The organism is Leptolyngbya sp. DQ-M1 (genome assembly GCF_039962505.1).
GTDB lineage: Bacteria > Cyanobacteriota > Cyanobacteriia > Leptolyngbyales > Leptolyngbyaceae > Leptolyngbya.
In genome coordinates this window covers 81,807-100,395 of sequence record NZ_JAMPLJ010000004.1, presented here as the reverse complement: position 1 = coordinate 100,395, position 18,589 = coordinate 81,807, and the positions used below count along the sequence as shown (strand labels likewise).

General features: G+C 47.2%; 22 protein-coding genes. 9 read left to right on the top strand and 13 right to left on the bottom strand.

The genetic code is table 11. The features are described 5' to 3' along the window. Positions 1-4: 4 nt before the first annotated feature. Positions 5-448 carry a Uma2 family endonuclease gene (locus NC981_RS13770; RefSeq protein WP_348243417.1) on the bottom strand — a complete coding sequence of 148 codons (444 nt, stop codon included), beginning with the start codon at positions 446-448 and terminating at the stop codon, positions 5-7. A gap of 78 nt (positions 449-526) precedes the next feature. On the opposite strand from NC981_RS13770, the gene NC981_RS13765 reads away from it, so the two are divergent. The 4 genes from NC981_RS13765 (at position 527) to NC981_RS13750 (ending at position 4,100) form a co-directional block, all read left to right on the top strand. Further along, positions 527-1,405: a DUF3445 domain-containing protein gene (locus NC981_RS13765; protein ID WP_348243415.1), complete on the top strand. Its 879-nt coding sequence runs from the start codon at positions 527-529 to the stop codon at positions 1,403-1,405. A 321-nt stretch (positions 1,406-1,726) separates the two neighbouring features. Then, complete coding sequence (locus NC981_RS13760) at positions 1,727-2,347, top strand: CHRD domain-containing protein (RefSeq protein WP_348243413.1); 621 nt, start codon at positions 1,727-1,729, stop codon at positions 2,345-2,347. 401 nt (positions 2,348-2,748) lie between these two features. Then, positions 2,749-3,333, top strand: a complete 585-nt coding sequence (locus NC981_RS13755) for a sigma-70 family RNA polymerase sigma factor (RefSeq protein ID WP_348243411.1) — start codon at positions 2,749-2,751, stop codon at positions 3,331-3,333. 8 nt (positions 3,334-3,341) lie between these two features. Next, positions 3,342-4,100, top strand: coding sequence for an anti-sigma factor (locus NC981_RS13750; protein WP_348243409.1), 759 nt, complete (start codon positions 3,342-3,344; stop codon positions 4,098-4,100). A gap of 90 nt (positions 4,101-4,190) precedes the next feature. On the opposite strand, the gene NC981_RS13745 is transcribed toward NC981_RS13750, so the two are convergent. The 10 genes from NC981_RS13745 to NC981_RS13700 form a co-directional block, all read right to left on the bottom strand. After that, positions 4,191-4,403, bottom strand: coding sequence for a hypothetical protein (locus NC981_RS13745; protein ID WP_348243407.1), 213 nt, complete (start codon positions 4,401-4,403; stop codon positions 4,191-4,193). A gap of 258 nt (positions 4,404-4,661) precedes the next feature. Then, complete coding sequence (locus tag NC981_RS13740; RefSeq protein ID WP_348243405.1) at positions 4,662-5,135, bottom strand: hypothetical protein; 474 nt, start codon at positions 5,133-5,135, stop codon at positions 4,662-4,664. Between the two features lie 98 nt (positions 5,136-5,233). Continuing rightward, on the bottom strand, positions 5,234-5,620 hold the full coding sequence (locus NC981_RS13735) for a type II toxin-antitoxin system VapC family toxin (protein ID WP_348243403.1): 387 nt from the start codon (positions 5,618-5,620) through the stop codon (positions 5,234-5,236). Between the two features lie 9 nt (positions 5,621-5,629). Beyond that, on the bottom strand, positions 5,630-5,902 hold the full coding sequence (locus NC981_RS13730) for a DUF2281 domain-containing protein (protein WP_348243401.1): 273 nt from the start codon (positions 5,900-5,902) through the stop codon (positions 5,630-5,632). Positions 5,903-5,927: 25 nt separating this feature from the next. Further along, positions 5,928-6,173, bottom strand: coding sequence for a hypothetical protein (locus NC981_RS13725; RefSeq protein WP_348243399.1), 246 nt, complete (start codon positions 6,171-6,173; stop codon positions 5,928-5,930). A 185-nt stretch (positions 6,174-6,358) separates the two neighbouring features. Next, positions 6,359-6,607, bottom strand: a complete 249-nt coding sequence (locus tag NC981_RS13720) for a DUF4926 domain-containing protein (protein ID WP_348243397.1) — start codon at positions 6,605-6,607, stop codon at positions 6,359-6,361. 1 nt (position 6,608) lies between these two features. After that, the gene (locus NC981_RS13715; RefSeq protein WP_348243395.1) at positions 6,609-6,938 is read right to left on the bottom strand and encodes a DUF6883 domain-containing protein; all 330 of its coding nucleotides are present in this window, start codon (positions 6,936-6,938) and stop codon (positions 6,609-6,611) included. A 107-nt stretch (positions 6,939-7,045) separates the two neighbouring features. Then, positions 7,046-7,282: a hypothetical protein gene (locus NC981_RS13710; RefSeq protein ID WP_348243393.1), complete on the bottom strand. Its 237-nt coding sequence runs from the start codon at positions 7,280-7,282 to the stop codon at positions 7,046-7,048. Beyond that, on the bottom strand, positions 7,270-7,572 hold the full coding sequence (locus NC981_RS13705) for a hypothetical protein (protein WP_348243391.1): 303 nt from the start codon (positions 7,570-7,572) through the stop codon (positions 7,270-7,272). Before NC981_RS13705 ends, NC981_RS13710 begins: the two co-directional genes overlap by 13 nt. A gap of 15 nt (positions 7,573-7,587) precedes the next feature. Next, positions 7,588-8,391 carry a carbohydrate ABC transporter permease gene (locus NC981_RS13700; protein WP_348243389.1) on the bottom strand — a complete coding sequence of 268 codons (804 nt, stop codon included), beginning with the start codon at positions 8,389-8,391 and terminating at the stop codon, positions 7,588-7,590. A 202-nt stretch (positions 8,392-8,593) separates the two neighbouring features. Here NC981_RS13700 and NC981_RS13695 point away from each other — a divergent pair, with 202 nt between their 5' ends. Continuing rightward, positions 8,594-9,289, top strand: coding sequence for an aldehyde oxygenase (deformylating) (locus tag NC981_RS13695; RefSeq protein WP_348243387.1), 696 nt, complete (start codon positions 8,594-8,596; stop codon positions 9,287-9,289). 155 nt (positions 9,290-9,444) lie between these two features. Next, on the top strand, positions 9,445-10,464 hold the full coding sequence (locus tag NC981_RS13690) for a long-chain acyl-[acyl-carrier-protein] reductase (protein ID WP_348243385.1): 1,020 nt from the start codon (positions 9,445-9,447) through the stop codon (positions 10,462-10,464). A 270-nt stretch (positions 10,465-10,734) separates the two neighbouring features. Here the strand turns inward: NC981_RS13690 and NC981_RS13685 are convergent, their stop codons facing one another. After that, positions 10,735-12,435, bottom strand: a complete 1,701-nt coding sequence (locus NC981_RS13685) for an ATP-binding protein (protein WP_348243383.1) — start codon at positions 12,433-12,435, stop codon at positions 10,735-10,737. A 475-nt stretch (positions 12,436-12,910) separates the two neighbouring features. Between NC981_RS13685 and NC981_RS13680 the strand changes: the two genes are divergently transcribed. The 3 genes from NC981_RS13680 (at position 12,911) to NC981_RS13670 (ending at position 16,222) form a co-directional block, all read left to right on the top strand. Next, on the top strand, positions 12,911-14,413 hold the full coding sequence (locus NC981_RS13680; RefSeq protein ID WP_348243381.1) for an ABC transporter substrate-binding protein: 1,503 nt from the start codon (positions 12,911-12,913) through the stop codon (positions 14,411-14,413). Between the two features lie 89 nt (positions 14,414-14,502). Beyond that, positions 14,503-15,381 carry an ABC transporter permease gene (locus NC981_RS13675; protein ID WP_348243379.1) on the top strand — a complete coding sequence of 293 codons (879 nt, stop codon included), beginning with the start codon at positions 14,503-14,505 and terminating at the stop codon, positions 15,379-15,381. A gap of 25 nt (positions 15,382-15,406) precedes the next feature. After that, the gene (locus NC981_RS13670) at positions 15,407-16,222 is read left to right on the top strand and encodes an ABC transporter ATP-binding protein (protein ID WP_348243935.1); all 816 of its coding nucleotides are present in this window, start codon (positions 15,407-15,409) and stop codon (positions 16,220-16,222) included. A 262-nt stretch (positions 16,223-16,484) separates the two neighbouring features. Here NC981_RS13670 and NC981_RS13665 read toward each other — a convergent pair whose 3' ends face one another. Continuing rightward, a complete protein-coding gene (locus tag NC981_RS13665; RefSeq protein ID WP_348243377.1) occupies positions 16,485-18,437 on the bottom strand; it encodes a LysR substrate-binding domain-containing protein in 1,953 nt (650 codons plus the stop codon). Positions 18,438-18,589: the final 152 nt, after the last annotated feature.

The following is an 18,589-nucleotide window of genomic DNA, read 5'->3' as shown; positions in this document are numbered from 1 at the left end:
AGCCTCAGTCGGGAATTTGATCGGGATCGATTCCCAGCGATCGCAGATATTCTGCCAGTCGATCGGCACGTTGGCGTTCTTGATCTGCAAGCCGTTTGAGTTCAACTGGGCTGAGAAAGCGATCGCCGTCGGGTCGATAAATCACAAAATCTTGAAATGTCAATTCAAACCGAATGCCTAAGCGTGGACTAATCCAGCCATTGATTTGTTGAATTTCGCTGAGAGCCGAGCCTCGACGAATCCAGCCTGTTAAGTTGTTGCGATAGGGATTATAGAGATAGTATTCTTCGACTCCGTAGGTTTGATAAAACTCAAACTTGCTCGACATCTCCTCACCTGTAGTGCCGGGTGAAAGAATATCAAATACAACTTGTACTGGAATATCTTCCTCTTCCCACTGTCTGTATGCTCCTCGTCTTCCCTTTGGTCGCCCGAATGCAATTAGCACATAAGGAATACGAAGTCATAGCAGTGGCTCAACAACGGAGATATTCTAAATTGTAGTCGATCGTTGTTTTTGAGTTTTATGAGCAATCAGCGCATCTATCTACCATTTACAGGGAGCGATCGAACATTAAGTCTAGGATTGCAGCCGCTTAAGGTAGAAGATTGGATCGAGATGGATGATCAGCTTGTGCCTTACTTGCAGCGTAAGACAGAACTGTTAGAAACGAACTATATAGAAGTGTTTGCAAGTTTGCCAGGAACACAGTTGGCGCAGCAGGAAGTTTTGGAGCTATTGATTGATCATCTATTACGCTACTTTCCAGAACAGTACGATCGCGCTTCAGAAACAATCACGGTCAAAGCAACCAATCAAACCTGGAACATTGCTGATTTTAGTCAACCTTTGGATCTTGCAGGGCGATTAGTTCAGGAGGATTTTTGTTTGATGCAGCCGAGCGATCGGGGTTACAGTCTTGCCGCAGCATCGTTGTGTTTTCCGTTGCGGTGGAGATTGTTAGAGAAGCTTGGAAAACCAATGATGCAGATTCATCATCCGGTGCCGAACTATCCAGAGCAGTTGGGGAATCCGGTCGATCGATTGTTCGATCGATTAAAGGTCGATTGTCCAGTGTTCCGAGTGAATTGGAGCATTGTTGAGACTCCAGAGTTGTATCTAGGTCATCAAAGTCATTCCAATATTGCACCTGTAGAACTATCACCAAGCAATCTTTGGATTCGAGTCGAGCGTCAAACATTGCGGCGATTAGAACAATCACAGTGGATATTGTTCACAATTCGGACTTACCGTTATCCACTCACTATCTTGAAAGAGCAGCGTGATTTGGCGATCAGGTTAAGGTCGATCGTGCAGCAGCTTTCACCAGAGATGCAGCTTTACAAGAACTTGCTGCCGATTCGAGAAACATTACTAACTTTTCTAGAAGCGGTGCAGAACTAGCTGGGCGCGATCTTGTGGCGATCGAAAAAAATTATCCTGTTTGGAATCCAAATGGGAAACCCATCCGTACTCTTGGAAACTCTCCTCGATCTGCTGTGCTTCATACCAAATTAATTTGTTAATGCTACAGATCCTTCGCCCCCTAAATCCCCATTCTGGGGGACTTTGAAAATCCAATCCTTCTTGAAGTCCCCCACTCGTGGGGGATTTAGGGGGCTTCCAAGATCTGTAGCGATTAAAGATCAATTTGGTATTACGCAGGAGTCGGATGAGTGATTTTTGACCTCGCCATTTTCGACCTCGTTTTAGAGCAATACAACCATGAACAAGCCCAAACAACTTCTTCGTTCTCTTTTTTTCAGTACGATCGCCTGTGTGATTGCAGTCAGTATTTCGATCTTTTCCCAACCCGTTCAGAGTCAAGAGACTGCTGTATTCACGACCGCGCAGAGTTTTGAAGTTGCATCAGAAGCATTACACCAAGCCGAGAGCGCTTTGATTGCTCAGGGCATGATGGAAAGCACCCCCCTAACCCGCTACGTTGCAGTTCTGACGAAAGATGAGGTGATGCCGATGGCTTCATCTAGCGGTGCTTTTGGTGCGGCAGGCGCAGTGCTTGTGGGCGATCGCCTAATTGTCCGGGGTGACTTTAGCAATCTATCGAGTCCGCTTCGTGATTATGCAACCGATCCGCTCAATCCGCCTAACCCCAACATCACGTCGGGTGTGCATATTCACCGGGGCGAACCGAATGCGAATGGCCCGTTCCAATATGCACTCCAGGTTAGTCCCAGCGAAAGTGGCTTGCAAGGTCGGCTGATGGGGGAATACACGCTGACTCCTGAACAGCTACAGGCTTTGGCGAATGGCAAAATGTACGTGGATATTCACACGAAGCAAAATCGCGGTGGCGAACTACGCGGCATCTTCAAGCCGTACTAAATTGGTTAGTCCGCACTGGTCAGCCTGTGGAGTAGAAACGCCACGCACTCGCAGCGTTTCTACGATTTGATACCAAGTCAATTCGTGAATGCTACAGATCCTTCGCCCCCTAAATCCCCCATTCTGGGGGACTTTGAACTCGGAGTTTTGGCTCGAAGTCTCCCATTCATGGGGGATTTAGGGGGCAGAAGATTTCTGCGGTAACAGATCAATCAACTTGTGTGTACACGGTAGGGGAGAAGGGATGAAGGCGGTTCATCTTTACGCTCAGCAACGCCAGAAAGTCTTCTGTCGAGCCATTGAGATTCGATAACTTTTTTGTCCGGTAAACGCTTTTGCTAGGGATTGGTGTCAAAGTAAAGGTTGGAAAACGAATGCGCTTCTTGAGCCTGATTAGCATGATGTCTGAGCAGTTTGACGACGCAGAAAAATCTCCTCCGAGTCAGACAGATGCAGAGCTATATCAAGCATTACGAGCAGGGCAGAAAGAAGCACTCGGTACTCTTTACGATCGTCACGCTGCGCTGGTCTACGGCTTGGCTCTTAAAGCGTTGGGCAATCCACAGGAAGCTGAGGATTTAACTCAAGATATTTTTCTCAATCTCGCGAAATCCACGACCTATGATCCGCGTCGGGGTTCTCTCAGAACATTCTTAGCAGTTCTAACACGATCGCGCTCGATTGACCGGGTGCGATCGCGCAGCACCTCTCGTTCTTTTCTCGATCGGTTTCGCTCTAGCAGCACCGAAATGGCTTCCCAATCTCCATTGGAGCAGGTGTTTCAAACGGAACAATCTCAAGAGGTGCGGGCTGCTCTTGCCCAACTTCCAGAAAGCGATCGGCAGATCTTACGTCTTGCTTATTACGATGGTCTTAGTCAGTCAGAAATTGCTGCACGATTAAGCCTGCCGCTTGGCACTGTGAAAACAAAAACTCGGCGGAGTCTCCTCAAGCTGCGTCAAACCCTTACCGATTACCTTGGATAATCCCATTTATGAGTTGGTCGATGGCTTCAGAACACTTACAACTATTGATTGCGGGGTATGTCTTGGGCGATCTCGACTCCGATGAGGCGGCGGAATTCGAGCAGCTTTTGATTGATCATCCTGCGATCGCTGAAGAAGTCGATCGGATGCAGAAAGCACTAGAACTGTCTTCTGGTTCTCCTGAAGTCAATCCCCCGACGCATCTTCGTTCAGCTATCTTAGCGGCTCAGGAGCGACCTTTAGCGGCTCCAGAAGCAGCGAGTAGACCCGTTCGTCGATCGCTGCGGTGGAGTCAAGTGCTGAATGTTGCGGCGGCGGTTCTGATTGTGGCATTGGGTATCAATAACTATCAATTGCGGCAAGCCCTACAAACATCGCAGACCGAAACTGAGCGATTGGCAACGCTGGTTTACTCGCTGCAAGCCACAAAAGCGGGAAACGCGGCTTCTGCAACGGTTGCGATCGATCCCAATCGTCTAGAAGCGGTGCTGACGGTGCGGAATTTGCCGCCGCTACCACCGGGGCAGGTTTATGCCTTGTGGACGGTGGTGAAACAGAATGCTCCGGTGACGACGGATTCTAAGAGTGCAATCCTCACGGATGTGTTTACGGTTGATGCTGAGGGCAAAATGTCTCAGTCGATCGCGGTTCCAACAGTCTTTCGGTCTGCTAATTTGGTTTCTACTGTGGCGGTGACGATCGAGGATGCGACTGCACCGCAGAAACATGAAGGTAAGCCTGTGCTAATGGCGAAAGTGCAGAATTAGCTTGGGAAACTACCGGACGAAAAACTGCAATTGATGGTGCGATCGCCAGAAACAATCGCGCTTCGACAGGCAGCGATCGTGCTTTCTTCCTCAATTCTTGCTGCTTTGATGGGCAACGATCGTGCTTTGAGCAAAATTGATCGTGCTTTCTTTCTCAATTCTTGCTGCTTCGGGAGGGATTGATCGTGCTTCGGGAGAAATCGATCGCGCCTCCTGCCTCAATTGTTCCTGCTTCGAGAGGAAATGATTGTGCTTTCTTCCTCGATCGTTGCTGCTTAAAGATGAATCAGAGGAGCTTTTCATATAAAAAGAGCATCATTGTGATGCTCCTTTAACGTCAGTTCGACGAGTTTTTTCACTTCGGTTTGAGCAGCTTCGCCCCCTAAATCCCCCACGAGTGGGGGACTTGGAAGAAAAGAAGTTTTCCAGGTTCAGGGAGTCCTCTGACTTTCAAAGTCCCCCAGAATGGGGGATTTAGGGGGCTACCCGCAGAGCCAAACGTAGCCAAGAACTTGTGTCAAACTCACGTTCCTTCAATGACAACGAGACCGATCGTGGCGCTTAGTTAACCGCGCTCTTTTCTTGGGAAGGCTTCGGTTTGCGCGATCGACGAAAATGTTCTCGCATTTCAGCAACGATCGGCTCCATTCCGTTTGCATTCACACCACTTTTCTTGGCGTAGTCGTAGACCGTTAATGCAGCCGTATACGCTTCACTGCCAACGACCATACAAGTGTCGTTGACCATATCTTGAAGTTGAGTCAGGCTCATCAAAATTTGGTTGAGGTCTTGAAACAGTTCCAAGTCTTTTCGCATTTCTTCTACATCAAACGATCGCGGTAAGAAGTCGGGATTGCGACTAGCAACATCTAAGGCAGTGTTGACAAACGATCGAGATTTGGGGCTGAGCTTTGGCAGCGAGGAGCGTTCTTCAGCGACTAAATCGATCAGAAAGGGGAGATGTTTCTGGATTGTTGCAATGGCTTGGACGATCGCGTCTCGATCGGCTTGGGAAAGAGTGGCACTAATGTTCATGGAAGAACCTCAAAGGGAAAAGATTCTTCTACTGTGATAAATATTACAAGCAGTACGCAAAGGGGTATGACCCCTCAGTGGAGCTTAGCGGCGATGGTTTACCACAATCGTTGGATGGAATATTGATCGAACATCGAATCTGCACTCACGATCGGGAGTTGGGTGGAGAGTGCTTGAGCAATTAACAGTCGATCGAACGGATCGCGATGGTGATTCGGCAATCCTTCTAGTAACCAGATGTGCGATAGCTCGATCGGTAAGATTTGCAGACCGCTAGTCACTCGTAAATTTTCTAGCAATTCAGAGAAAGGTAAGTTCAGCGACAACTTACCCAGTTGGAGTTTGATTTGAATTTCCCAAACGCTAACAATACTTGTGACCCATGTATTACTTTCATCGGTCAGGAGTTCCCGCACTCGCGCTGATAGAGAATCGGGATCAATGTCTAACCAGATCAAAACATGGCTATCGAGCAAAAGATTCATGAAGATCTCCTAAGTGCTTTCATCGCCAAGCCAGAATTCATCGGGTAGGGGATTATTGAAGTCTTCACTCATCCAGCCCATGCCTTGATGCTGACCTAGAATTCTCTTTTTACTAGGCTCTGCTGCTTGCTGCATTGGAGGGCGCACTTCAGAGTTCTCTTGCTTCTGGATCAAAAACTCCACAAAGTCAAACACCTGTTGCTGTCGATCGAGAGACAGTGTGCTCAGGGCCTCTAAGATTTTCTCAGGTAGTCCCGTTGCTTGAGTTGCTTGATTGTCCATGAGCTAGGGTGTCAACTCGGCACTTTCATTCTAAGGGTTCGACGATCGCAGGCGTGGATGATTTGTGCTGAAATAACTCGCGCTTGCATTTAAGCGGTGGTGCGGAGGTCGGTGAAGTACCATTTGCTTTGTGTGTTGTCAGTTTGGCGGGCGACGATGCCGAGGGCTTCGAGGGCGGCTTGGATTTTGGCTTTGCTGCGGGTGGCGTTTTTGAAGTGTTGAGCGATCGCATCAATGCTCCATTCTCCGCCTTGGACTCTCCAAAAAACATTTGATAGTTAGCGCGTTCCGTTCCTCCAGCATTCTGCCAGCGCTGAATAAACGTCCTCGATCGCCTGAAGCTGTGAAGTCATAAAACCCGGGAGGTAACAAAAAGAATCAGCGATGATTCTAATTGCACTTGCTCAATGCGATCGCAGCTTAATTTTTCATCCCAGTTACGCAATGCTACCTTGATCAGCTTGCCTTCGCCAAAGAACGAACCGTCAAGATTTCATTAGAGCTTAGCGCCGCGATCGTAGAAACCGGAACAGTAATCACAGCTAGCGACTCACCCACTGCGTTAAAAACCTCTAAAACACAGCCTTCCTCTCCACCGTTAGGATGCGGCACAAAATCAATCAAAGTTGCAATGTCTCCTGCTTTCAAGTTGTATTCCGGCAAATCGCAAGTCAAAGCAACTTCGCAATATAGTTCTAGAGCCATATCAAGATTCTCGGTAAGGTTTGAGCGTCACAAACTGAAACTTTCCATCTCCTTGACGGTTTACCCAAATTGTAACAACAGGTAGATTGACACCATTCGCGCCGACCAATTCTCCAATCACTTGATAGAACGTTTCATACTCATTGGTTTTATCTGCGATCTCTTCTCCTTCGTCAGCAAGCGATCGAATTGCTGTTTTCAAGGCTTCGGGGTTCTCTTGCGTAAATCCAGCTTGTGCCAAAAACTTTGATTTGTTATTCCTGAGCTTCTGCACTAAGAGATAGTCAACGATTTTTTCATCTGGAATAATTGCATCTGCCGGAATCTTCACTGTCGTTTTTCGCAAAGCCTAATTATTAATGCCCCAAATCAGTTAACGTTGAGCGATCGCAAAAATCCCCACGATCGGAATCGTCGCCAACACAAAGAAATTAAAGCTCAATTAGCTGGCTGCATTTGGCTTGACTGGCCTAACTCCACGCTCACAGCATCAAGCCGAGCATCTCCAGGGCGATAAGACAGCACTTCCACACCAATTGGCTCACCGCTCACGCCATCTTTGAACAAAATGATTCCGTCTCCAAGCTCCGTACCAATCTGATTCTTGCGAGGACTCTGCCAAAACACGCTTAACAGTTCGGCTTCAGGTTCGTAAAACACTTTTATTTGAGCCATACCGTTTCACCCTCCTTAATCGCATCCGTTTGATAAGCCGTGATCAGAAATCCATCTCCATTTAAGCGCCTTGCCACTGCAACCACCCATCTTTCTGTCCGATGACTCCGATAAAACAACAGCACTTCTGCATCTCGGCTACTCCGCCGAATTTCATCGGGCACTGCAAGTGCAGCTTGAACTAACTCCTCTAATTCTTTGATATCAGGATGTTTAGCAATCAAGCGTTGCCAATATTCCTCTGAGGTTCTAACTGTAAAACCAAGCGGTGTGAGAATTTCAAACTTCATTCTGTCAGCACTGTCTTAATTTTTAATCCCTGTGGTTGCAATGCCTCGAATCAATTGCCGCTGAGCGATCGCAAAAATCCCCACGATCGGAATCGTCGCCAACACGATCGCCGCCATCAACAACGTCCAACTATTCGTAAACTGCTCTTGAAAACTCGCGAGTGCCAACTGCACCGTCCGCAACTCTGGGCGCGTCGTAAACACAAGCGGCTTAAATAAATCGTTCCACTCCCCAATAAACGTAAATAGCGCCAACGTCACCAACGCCGGACGCGACAACGGCAACATCACCTTCCACAGCACTTGTAACCGATCGGCTCCATCCAGCATCGCCGCTTCCTCAAGCTCGATCGGAATTCCTTGAAAAAACTGCCGCATCAAAAAGATCCCGAATCCATTCGCCGCAGTCGGCAAAATTAACGCCCCATACGTATTAATCAAATGCCCCCATTTCAGCACCAGAAAAATCGGAATCACCAAAATCTGAAACGGAATCACCAACGTCGTGAGAACAATTAATAAAATCGCCTGCTTGCCTTGAAACTTCAACCGAGCCAGCGCATAACCCGCAAGCGCTGACGTGAAAATCTGAAAGAGCATGACCGCGATCGCCACAACGATCGAATTCGCAAACGCCAGCAAAAACCCTCCCCGTTGCCAAGCTTCGCGATAATTCTCCAGCGACCAACCCGGAGCATCAAGGGAACTTCCTGGCGGCTTAAACGACGTAATCAATACCACTCCCAGCGGCAGCAGAACGACTCCTGCCCCGGCAATCAGTAGCGCTAAACCGAGTACACGCTTCCACTCGCTCCTCATACTTCCCACACGCCCCAAAGAATCGGTTATTTTAGCGCTTCAATGCCCATTAGCGCAGATATTTTATCGATTCTTAGCGTCATTCTCAACCTTAGACGGTAAAGTGAGAGGGGGGAAAGAATGGGGAGATACCGTGTTCAATCCCACCCGAACCTCCGCCACCCTGCGGAAATTATCGTCATGACCAGGAGAAATCTGATCTATGCCCCAACTTGAGGCGACCTTAGAGATTGACTTCCACAGTGAGCAATACAAAGATGCCTATAGCCGAATTAACGCGATCGTCATCGAGGGCGAACAAGAGGCACATGAAAACTATCAAAAACTAGCAGAACTTCTGCCCAATGATAAAGACCAGTTAATCGGACTTGCACGCATGGAGAACCGCCACAAAAAAGGCTTTGAAGCCTGCGGTCGTAACCTCAGCGTGGTTGCCGATATGGAGTTTGCCCGCGAATTTTTCTCCGCGCTGCACAACAACTTCCAAGTTGCCGCCGCCGAAGGTAAAATTGTCACCTGCCTGCTGATTCAATCGCTGATCATTGAGTGCTTTGCGATTTCGGCATACAACATCTACATTCCGGTTGCAGATGACTTCGCTCGCAAAATTACCGAAGGTGTCGTCAAAGACGAATACATGCACTTGAACTACGGCGAAGAATGGCTGAAAGCAAACTTTGAAGCCTCGAAAGCCGAGTTAGAAGAAGCAAACAAAGCAAATCTTCCCTTGGTTTGGAAAATGCTGAATCAAGTCGAGGCAGATGCCAGCGTTCTTGGAATGGAGCGCGAAGCATTGGTCGAAGACTTTATGATTCAATACGGCGAAGCGCTGACCAATATTGGCTTTACGACCCGCGATGTCATGCGGATGTCGGCGCACGGACTTGCAGCCGTCTAACGGCGCGACGACGAACGATCGCTTCAATCTTCCGACGGTGGACTCTTGATCTGCTTGCGTCCATCGTCGATTTGTGGCATTTTCTCTTACATCAGTTTAACGGTTTCGTTTTATCCATCTCACCGCCTGAAGTCGGACTACTTCACATACGATCGATGTTTGGTCTAATTGGTCATCTCACAAGCTTAGAACACGCTCAGTCTGTTGCACGAGAGCTAGGATATCCCGAATACGCGGATCAAGGCTTAGATTTCTGGTGCAGTGCCCCGCCGCAGATTGTCGATACAATTCGAGTCAAAAGTATTACGGGACAAGAAATCGAAGGACGTTACGTTGAGTCTTGCTTCCTCCCAGAAATGCTGGCAACCCGCCGCATCAAAGCTGCAACTCGAAAGATCATTAACGCGATGGCACACGCGCAAAAGCACGGCATCAATATCACAGCACTGGGTGGATTCTCTTCAATTATTTTTGAGAATTTCAATCTGTCGCAGATCCGGCAAGTGCGAAACGTCATGCTGGAATTTGAGCGGTTTACAACCGGAAACACACACACCGCCTACATCATTTGCCGCCAAGTCGAACAAGCCTCGAAGCAGTTAGGCATTGAGTTGTCAAAAGCGACGGTGGCGATCTGTGGTGCAACTGGAGATATTGGCAGCGCGGTTTGTCGCTGGTTAAATTCTCGCGCTGATGTAGCCGAACTGCTGTTAATTGCACGAAATCAAGAGCGGCTTCAGGATCTGCAAGCCGAACTCGGACGAGGCAAGATTCAGAGCCTAGAGGAAGCCTTACCGCAAGCGGACATCATCGTTTGGGTCGCGAGTATGCCGAAGGGTGTGGAGATTGATCCAACACAGTTGAAGCAGCCTTGTTTATTGATCGATGGTGGCTATCCGAAAAACTTGGGTACAAAGGTACAGCATCCAGGAATTACAGTTCTCAATGGTGGAATTGTGGAACATTCGCTAGATATTGACTGGCGGATTATGAGCATCGTGAATATGGATGTGCCTGCACGTCAGTTGTTTGCGTGTTTTGCTGAGTCGATGCTGCTGGAGTTTGAGAAGTTGCACACGAATTTCTCTTGGGGACGCAATCGGATCACGGTTGAGAAAATGGAGCAGATTGGAGAGGCTTCGGTGAAACATGGGTTCCGTCCGTTGTTGATTTAATCGATCGTACAATCGCCAATCTTTTAGAGACGTTCCGCCGGAGCGTCTCTGTTTTTTATGACCTACGCCTAAAATCAGGTGAGTTCGACGCAAATTCTTGACTACGTTTAGATCTGCGCGTTGCCCCCTAAATCCCCCACGGGTGGGGGACTTGGAGCAGCGAAATTCTCCAATCTTATGAGTTCTCCCGACCTTCAAAGTCCCCCAAAATGGGGGATTTAGGGGGCACGACCGAACCTAACCGCAGCAAGGAAATCCGTCGAACTGACGTTAAAATCCTAAATCCGCCTTAGCCGCCTCAGCCGCCCGAAACACCTCAACATCCGGTAATTCTTCCCAAGCGGTATCACCAATCTCTCTGTAAAACGTTTCATCATACGGACGAGTCCGCACAACCACAGGCATCGGAACTGCATGACCTAGAATTAACGCCTGTTGTTTTGAATCGAGTTTTGCCAGTACCGATCGCAGACTTTGCCCCCCAGACACTCCGGTAAAAATCGCGTCAATATCTTTCTCATCATTCAACAAGGCAGTAATCCGCGTTCCAATCTGTGACATCACTTCGTTATCAATGCCAGACGGACGTTGATCGACCACTAACAGCGTGACAAAGTATTTCCGCATTTCACGGGCGATCGTACCAAAGATCGTCTGTCCGACAGTTGCTGGATCAAGGAATCGGTGGGCTTCTTCGATCGTAATCACAAGCTGTTGGGGTCGATCGCTCACTTCTTTGGTTTGCAAGAATTTCTCTGCTTTTCGCACATAAGCTTGGTGAATTCGCCGCGCAATGATGTTAGTCGCTAACATATAGGACAGTAAATTCGATTGAGACCCAAACTCAATCACAACATGCTTTCCGCTCTCGATCGCTTCAAGAATTTGACCGACATAGTTATGCGGACAACTATTCCGAATATATTTCAGTTCATCAAGGCGATTGAGTTTACGTTGCAGTGCCATAATCGAGGACTTACTGCCCATTTTCGTCTCACAAAACTCCTGAATTTCGCCATTGCTCATGGTGAGAAGCCGATTGATCCAAGCCTTACCAAATTCATTACGGAGAATAATTGCGTTTTCTAGCGCGGCTTCTGAAAGGTTTAGCTCTCCCCGCACTAGCATTAAATCTTCAACATCGATTTGGTCGTAACTGACATAAAGTTCTTGAGCATCGCGCACTCCTCGCCGCTTTGTCGAGTCTGGATCGAGTGTGAAAATCTGCACCTGTCCTGGAAATAGTTGCCGCAAACCTTTTACTGTGCTGAACTGTTTTCCCTCGCGAGTAGCTTCCCATCCATACTCTGAGTGCATATCAAAGATGAGATTTACTGCCGCTTGTTTCCGCACAATGCCTGCGAGCAACAATCGTGTGAGAAATGATTTTCCGGTTCCCGATTTCCCAAAGACACCATTACTGCGCTCAACAAATCGATCGAGATCCAAACAAATCGGCACCTCCATATCGATCGGCTGTCCAATGGCAAAATTCCGCCGATGGGGGTCATCTTCCCAGCCAAACACGGCGCGGAAATCTCGCTCACTCGCGTCATACACCTGACTGAAGTGGCTCGGAATCGTTTTTACGGGTAAAAGCTCGATCGCTTCACTTGAGCTTGCTTCAAACGATGCCAACTTGGAAGATTTTTTCTTTTTCTCAACAGGCTTTTCAGTCGGCGTAAACATCAGCATCGGAGACAGTTCGATCGTGCCGTATGTCCCGCTTCCGGCAAGCACTTCTTGTAAAAATAAATTGGTGGGCTCTGGGGGATTGGCGATAATGCGCTGGCTGGCAGTTCCGAGAGAAACATCGGTGAGCATACAGAAAAAGCGCGATCGCGTTCCCTGCACAACTAGGAACTTGCCGACCCGCATTTCCTCAACTGAGATATCAGGATGCAGTCGCACTTCTAACCCTTGGCTCAGAGATCCTTGAATGACTGATCCCAATGGCTTCTCTAGATCCATAACTCCGCCCCAAGCAATTGTTCTATCTTAGTTCAGCTTGGAGCAGGCGTACTAAGTTTGTCAAACAGCATAGGAAGATTAATGCGAGGCAAGGCGCTATTAAAGTCGCTATCTACAGTACAAATTTAGTATTCATTCCTGCTTTAAAGGAAGCTTGCTTTTTATTAAACGTTTACATAAATTATCAACAAATTGGACATTTCAGAATAAAATACTGCGCTATTCTTCTCAACGAATACAATTAATTAGCCTTTGAAATAGTTGGATTTTTATTAACTACAAAGCGAAGACCTTTTGAAGAAACAACCCTTTAACTAGCAGTATTTTGAACTCATCAAATTGTTTTATCGATTCAATCGATCCATTTATGAATAAAAAGAAAGAGAAGCCAGAATTTGTATCATGTTCTACACGAACAGCCTGCATCAATTGCATAGAATGACAGCTACAAACAAGAGTTGGAGCGATTTCAACCATGAATAGACGGAGGTTCACTCGTCGAGGCTTTTTGCTTTCTCTGTCACTCAGTTCATTTGCTTTCGTCGCTGCATGTTCTAATACTCAAGCAAGCAATGTATCTGGTAATTCGGGTGGCAAAAAAGTAATTCGCATTGCGATCGGCACTCAAGATCAAGTAATTAACACGGCAACCGGAGGCTCTGTTATTCGCGAAGAGAAATTGCTTGAAAAGTATTTGCCCAAAACCGGAAAATACGAAAATGTAGAGTACAAAATTGAGTGGTCAAGCTACACTTCAGGGCCTCCGATTACCAACAAAATGCTTGCCAATCAGCTTGATATCGGCATGATGGGAGACTTTCCCCTCACAATTAACATGACAACTTTTCAGCAGAAAGGTGGCGGTGTTAACACGCTTTATATTGGCACCTTGGGTTACAGCGCGACCGGGGCTGGAAATGCAGTCATGGTTCCAAAAGATAGTCCTGTCAAAACATTGGCAGACTTGAAGGGCAAGCAAGTTTCTGTTCCGTTTGGTTCTGCGGCTCACGGAATGGTGCTGAAGGCGTTAAAGGGCGCTGGCATTGACCCTGAAAAGGATGTCAAGCTAATTAGCCAAGCGCCAGAGGTTGGCGGAACCAGCCTCCGAACCAATCAAATTGATGCTCATGCAAACTTTGTTCCCTTTGGCGAACTATTTCCCTTCCGCGGCTTTGCACGCAAGATTTTTGATGGTGCAGAACTTGGTGTTCCCACGTTTCATGGTGTGGTTGTGCGATCGGACTTCGCAAAACAATATCCAGAAGTTGTCGTGGCATATATGAAAGCAATGCTCGAAGCGAATAAGCTCTTCCGCGAACAACCCGAAGCAATCTCAGCCAAGGTCGAACAATGGGCGGGTGTGGAAAAAGAAGTCGTCTATATGTTCCTTGGCCCTTCAGGTTTACAGCGACTCAATCCCACAATTCGCAAGCCGAATTTGGATGCCTTAAACAACAGTGTGACCACATTGAAACAATTAGGAAGGCTAGATGCAAACATCAAAACGGAGGATGTGACTAAGTTTGTTGATGACAGCTATCTCAAGCAGGCGATGCAAGAAATGGGAATGAACTACGAGCAAGCTGCGACAGAAGCTGATAACTTTACGATCGCAGGTGAAGATGCTGAAACCAAGCAGCCGATTCAAGATGCAAAATTAGCGGCTCAACTGTGGCTCAAGGATGAAGATAAAGTCAGAAACTATGCCTCGATTCAAAATATGATGACGGCATTGAAAAAGATTCAAGCAGAAGGAAAGCAGGCGGTGAGTGCAATCTTTGTTCACGATCGCACCAACGGCTGGAAACTGTTTGCCGAAAATTCCTTCTTTGTTCGCAACAATGATGGTATTTCTGCATTCCTGACTGAGAAAGATGCTCAAGCCTTTGCCCAGACGAATGGCGCTCAGGTGGTTGGCTTTAAGGGGCTGCAAGAATTTTCCGCACAAGCATCCCAGCCTAGTTTAGCAGCGCGCTAAGTGCAAGGCGCTTTTGATACAGCTAGGAATGCGTTGAACATGAAACAATGCGTTCCTACTCGTTTTCTTTCACCGATTGGAGGCACTTCATGTCTAGCTCATCCTCTGAGCGATCGACAAAACTCAGCATCGTCGATCGCTTGAGTTTTCTATTGTCACAGCTATTTCAAAAATCAGAAGGAACTTCGCGGCTCAATCTATTGCGTGTCTTCCTGCGGGTACTTTCGCTTGTCTTGTTTTTTGGAATTTGGCAGTTTCTCTGTGCGATCAAGTTCCAATTCTTCATTAATTTTTCGTTTCTGCCTTCTCCACTGGAAGTTCTCGGTGCAACAGTTAAGTTCTTCTCAAGCAACCCAATGATGCACTTGCAGGCGAGTGTGATGCGGGTGCTGTTGGGATATGCGATCGCAGCAGTGTTAGGAATTAGCTTAGGAATTGTAATCGGCTGGTTTCAAAAGATCGAAGACCTAGTTTTTCTACCCTTAGAAATTCTGCGTCCGATTCCTGCGGTTGCTTGGATTCCGCTCGCGATTTTGATGTTTCCTGATGCAGAGTCGGGAATGGTCTACATTACCTTTATTGGTGCATTCTTTCCAATCTTAATCAGCACGATCAAAGGGGTTGAAGGCACTGATTTACTGTTGTTGCGCGTTGGACAGTGCTTGGGAGCGCAACAATGGCAGGTCTTCAAGGACATTGTAGTTCCGGGAGCAATGCCAAATATTGCGAGTGGCTTAGTGATTGGTATGGGGAATTCCTGGTTTTGTCTTGTAACCGCAGAAATCTTAGCAGGGCGATTTGGGATTGGTTATCTCACTTGGGAATCTTATGTGACTTCTAACTATCCGCCGATCGTCATGGGAATGCTGCTGATCGGATTAATGGGATCACTGAGTTCTTTTGCAGTCGATCGTCTCACTCATGTCTTGATGCCTTGGCGCGTCACCAAGAAAGGAACCAGCAATTAATCAGTAGAGGATAGTGATTGTGACAATGTTAATCGAGCAAGGAACTCCACAACAAGCACTCAAAGGACTGGTAGAGGTTGAAGATTTATCAATTTGTTTTAAGCGAAAAGGGCAGTTAATCCCGGTGTTGGAGTCGATCGACTTTACGATCGCTCCCGGTGAATTTGTGTGTTTGCTCGGCCCATCCGGGTGCGGTAAGTCCACGATTCTGAATGCAATTGCGGGGTTTATCAAGCCGTCTTGTGGCTCTGTCTCAGTCGATCGCAGGGTTGTTGTTCGTCCTGGAGCCGATCGTGGCTTTGTGTTTCAGCAGTATTCTCTGTTGCCCTGGAAAACGACGTTTCAGAATGTCGAATTTGGGCTGAAGATTCAAGGCATTCCGACTGAAAAGCGCAAAGAGATTGTGAATTACTATCTCAACCGTGTTGGATTGTACAAGCATCGTCACTCTTATCCCTATCAACTATCCGGAGGAATGCAGCAACGGGCAAGTATCATTCGTGCCTTGGTAAACTCTCCTTCTGTGTTGTTGATGGACGAACCCTTTGCAGCGCTGGATGCTCAGACCCGACATATGATGCAGGAGCTTCTGCTTGATATCTGGAGTGAACAGAAAACAACTGTGATTTTTGTTACGCACGATATTGAAGAAGCAGTGTTCCTGAGCGATCGTATCTTTGTGATGGGAGTGAATCCAGGCAGGATTAAGCAAATCGTCAATGTTCCTTTAGACCGACCGAGACACAGTGATATCACGGTTACTTCAGGGTTTTTGCAACTGAACCGCGAGATTTTTGAACTGATTCGAGAGGAAACGATGAAAAGTATGGAGGTAGAGTGAGGTGCGATCGACAAAGGTAATTTGCTTCGATGCGGGTGGGTGCAGCCCCCTAAATCCCCCACTCGTGGGGGACTTTGAGTCGCGATCGCACCTCAGAAAGCAAGAGAAGGTTTAGAGCGATCGTGCTTTTGCAGCATACGATGATGTACTTCAGTAAAGTAGCAATACAAAGGACAGTTAGTTTTATTTCTTCAAAGTTTTCCACTCGTGGGGGATTTAGGGGGCAAGAACAATCCACAACGCAGCGAGAAACTGGTAGAGCCTAAGCTCTAGCCTGCTGCAAGAACTCTGACTGAATCCATTGATTCAAGTTAATGGTTTGTAGCTCCTGGTTTCCCGGAATCAGACTAAGTTGATCAATGTGTAATCTCAGCCAATCAGGACGAATGCTCATCTCCGAGAAGAACCGTCCAGGTTGATTTGGTTGATAAGAACTGCTGAGAATTTGCACAATCACCTCTGAGTCAAGCTGTGTCCATTTTGCAACTAAAGACGGTGCAGTTGGAGTCGTATCGTACCAATACTGTGCAGCAGACAGCGCCCGAAGATAGGCGATCGCAACTTCCGGGTATTGTTCTGCAAGCTCACTTGTCACCACTACACCATAAAAAGCGGGCAAAGCTTCAGGATTACAGCCGACTAGATAGCGGAACTGTCCCCGACGACAAGCAATGTCATGAAAGGGTGCAAAGTGAGCATAGCTATCAGCGTAGTGTTCAGAGAACTCAAAGGGATGCGCGGATTCGAGGGGAAGCAAGTTCACTTGATTTAAGAGGTTCATTGCATTCAGCGATCGCAACACCATGCCATGTGCCGAAGACCGCAGTGGAACCGCGATCGCTCGTCCGCGCAAGTCGTCTACACTTTGAAGCTGAGAACGGTTCGGAACTACAACCGCATTACAAGAACCATCGGGATTAGTGGAAACAAAGCTGATTAAGCGAGTGTTTTGTCCGGCTTCAGCACTCAGAAGCAAAGGATAGTCACCGAGAACACCAATGTTTAATTGCTGCGATCGTAGTCCATCCACGATCGGTGCTCCGGTTGAAAAATCCTGCCACTGAATCTTGTATTGTGTTGTGCTATATCGTCCTTCTTTCGGCAAGAAATGTTCCAGCAGTCCGAGCCGTTGGATAATCAGCCCTGCGGTCACAGCCGGGATGGTACTGTTTTGGACTCCGATCGAGAGTGTCAGCACTTCGGGGCGAGGAGATGAATTGCTGCGACGAGTGAAACTAGGCGATCGTAGACGAACGACATTTGAGCCAGGTTGAGCCGCAGAATGTTTGGCTTGCAGCAGGTGGATCAATTTTTGGACTGGGTTAAGACTGCGCGATCGACGACCCGATGAAGTTGCTGTGTTTGCTTGAGCTAATCGCCGAGGTGTCACTAGATAAACTGTTCCAGAGAGCGCAAACTCTTGGATCGGAATTGCAGTCACAGTTCCTAATTCACACTCTGGCTTAAAATCAAAGTCCGTCGCGAATCCGAGATAGTTCCCCTGCATCATATAGGTTCGCATCAGGCTCATCGTATCGACGGTTTCAAACTGAAGAAAACCATCAAGCGAGAACCCTAGCTCTGATAACCGCGATTCTAGAACTAAACGACTGGGTGTACCTGAAGGCAACAGCGCCCAAGGATACTTTCTCAGATCTGCCAAGCTCAGCCAGCGCTGCTGTGCTAAGGGATGAGTGTGAGCGACAAACAATTGATAAGAGATGGCATCGATCGCGGTGGCTGAAAGTTCCGAAAATTCTTCAAAATTGACATCGGAAATTCCGACATCAACCGTTTGGCTTGTCATCGCTTGATAAAGCAATTCGGCTGATTCAAACACCAAGCATTGAACTTGAATACTTGGATATTGCTGGCGATATTCAAACACAACATTTGGCAACCAACCTTCAGCGAGCGCCATTGTACAACCAATTTTTAGGCTGCCATATTTTCCTTTTTTAATATTTTCAATTTTTTGGAGCAACTCATTTTCAACCTGAATCAGTTTTGCTCCTTCTTCCAATAAGAATTCTCCTACCTCTGTCAGTTGAATCTTACGACCTAAACGATAAAACAGCGAAGTTCCTAACTCGGTTTCTAGCGACTTGATCTTAGCGCTTACCGCAGGCTGGGTCAGATTTAGAGCATCTGCTGCTTCCGTAAAACTCAGGTGACGAGCAACTTCTAGAAAAACTCGAATCTGATAAACTTCCATCGCCTTAAACCCTAATGGTGTATTCGCTTCATAACTTCGCTGATCATATCAATCGATGGATTCAATTCATTTATTAGTTCATAAAATACCGCGATAAAGAAAATCAAAAATGTACTGCACAATAAAAACAGTCGAACTGAATTACATCTTCT

What these genes read in the sequence shown, in the direction of transcription:
- NC981_RS13720 (WP_348243397.1), bottom strand. Translation starts at nt 6,607, where the DNA reads ATGGCTCTAGAACTATATTGCGAAGTTGCTTTGACTTGCGATTTGCCG.
- NC981_RS13725 (WP_348243399.1), bottom strand. Translation starts at nt 6,173, where the DNA reads ATGTTTTTTGGAGAGTCCAAGGCGGAGAATGGAGCATTGATGCGATCG.
- NC981_RS13765 (WP_348243415.1), top strand. Translation starts at nt 527, where the DNA reads ATGAGCAATCAGCGCATCTATCTACCATTTACAGGGAGCGATCGAACA.
- NC981_RS13695 (WP_348243387.1), top strand. Translation starts at nt 8,594, where the DNA reads ATGCCCCAACTTGAGGCGACCTTAGAGATTGACTTCCACAGTGAGCAA.
- NC981_RS13750 (WP_348243409.1), top strand. Translation starts at nt 3,342, where the DNA reads ATGAGTTGGTCGATGGCTTCAGAACACTTACAACTATTGATTGCGGGG.
- NC981_RS13730 (WP_348243401.1), bottom strand. Translation starts at nt 5,902, where the DNA reads ATGGACAATCAAGCAACTCAAGCAACGGGACTACCTGAGAAAATCTTA.
- NC981_RS13760 (WP_348243413.1), top strand. Translation starts at nt 1,727, where the DNA reads ATGAACAAGCCCAAACAACTTCTTCGTTCTCTTTTTTTCAGTACGATC.
- NC981_RS13665 (WP_348243377.1), bottom strand. Translation starts at nt 18,437, where the DNA reads ATGGAAGTTTATCAGATTCGAGTTTTTCTAGAAGTTGCTCGTCACCTG.
- NC981_RS13675 (WP_348243379.1), top strand. Translation starts at nt 14,503, where the DNA reads ATGTCTAGCTCATCCTCTGAGCGATCGACAAAACTCAGCATCGTCGAT.
- NC981_RS13740 (WP_348243405.1), bottom strand. Translation starts at nt 5,135, where the DNA reads ATGAACATTAGTGCCACTCTTTCCCAAGCCGATCGAGACGCGATCGTC.
- NC981_RS13710 (WP_348243393.1), bottom strand. Translation starts at nt 7,282, where the DNA reads ATGGCTCAAATAAAAGTGTTTTACGAACCTGAAGCCGAACTGTTAAGC.
- NC981_RS13670 (WP_348243935.1), top strand. Translation starts at nt 15,407, where the DNA reads ATGTTAATCGAGCAAGGAACTCCACAACAAGCACTCAAAGGACTGGTA.
- NC981_RS13755 (WP_348243411.1), top strand. Translation starts at nt 2,749, where the DNA reads ATGTCTGAGCAGTTTGACGACGCAGAAAAATCTCCTCCGAGTCAGACA.
- NC981_RS13680 (WP_348243381.1), top strand. Translation starts at nt 12,911, where the DNA reads ATGAATAGACGGAGGTTCACTCGTCGAGGCTTTTTGCTTTCTCTGTCA.
- NC981_RS13705 (WP_348243391.1), bottom strand. Translation starts at nt 7,572, where the DNA reads ATGAAGTTTGAAATTCTCACACCGCTTGGTTTTACAGTTAGAACCTCA.
- NC981_RS13685 (WP_348243383.1), bottom strand. Translation starts at nt 12,435, where the DNA reads ATGGATCTAGAGAAGCCATTGGGATCAGTCATTCAAGGATCTCTGAGC.
- NC981_RS13700 (WP_348243389.1), bottom strand. Translation starts at nt 8,391, where the DNA reads ATGAGGAGCGAGTGGAAGCGTGTACTCGGTTTAGCGCTACTGATTGCC.
- NC981_RS13745 (WP_348243407.1), bottom strand. Translation starts at nt 4,403, where the DNA reads ATGAAAAGCTCCTCTGATTCATCTTTAAGCAGCAACGATCGAGGAAGA.
- NC981_RS13735 (WP_348243403.1), bottom strand. Translation starts at nt 5,620, where the DNA reads ATGAATCTTTTGCTCGATAGCCATGTTTTGATCTGGTTAGACATTGAT.
- NC981_RS13690 (WP_348243385.1), top strand. Translation starts at nt 9,445, where the DNA reads ATGTTTGGTCTAATTGGTCATCTCACAAGCTTAGAACACGCTCAGTCT.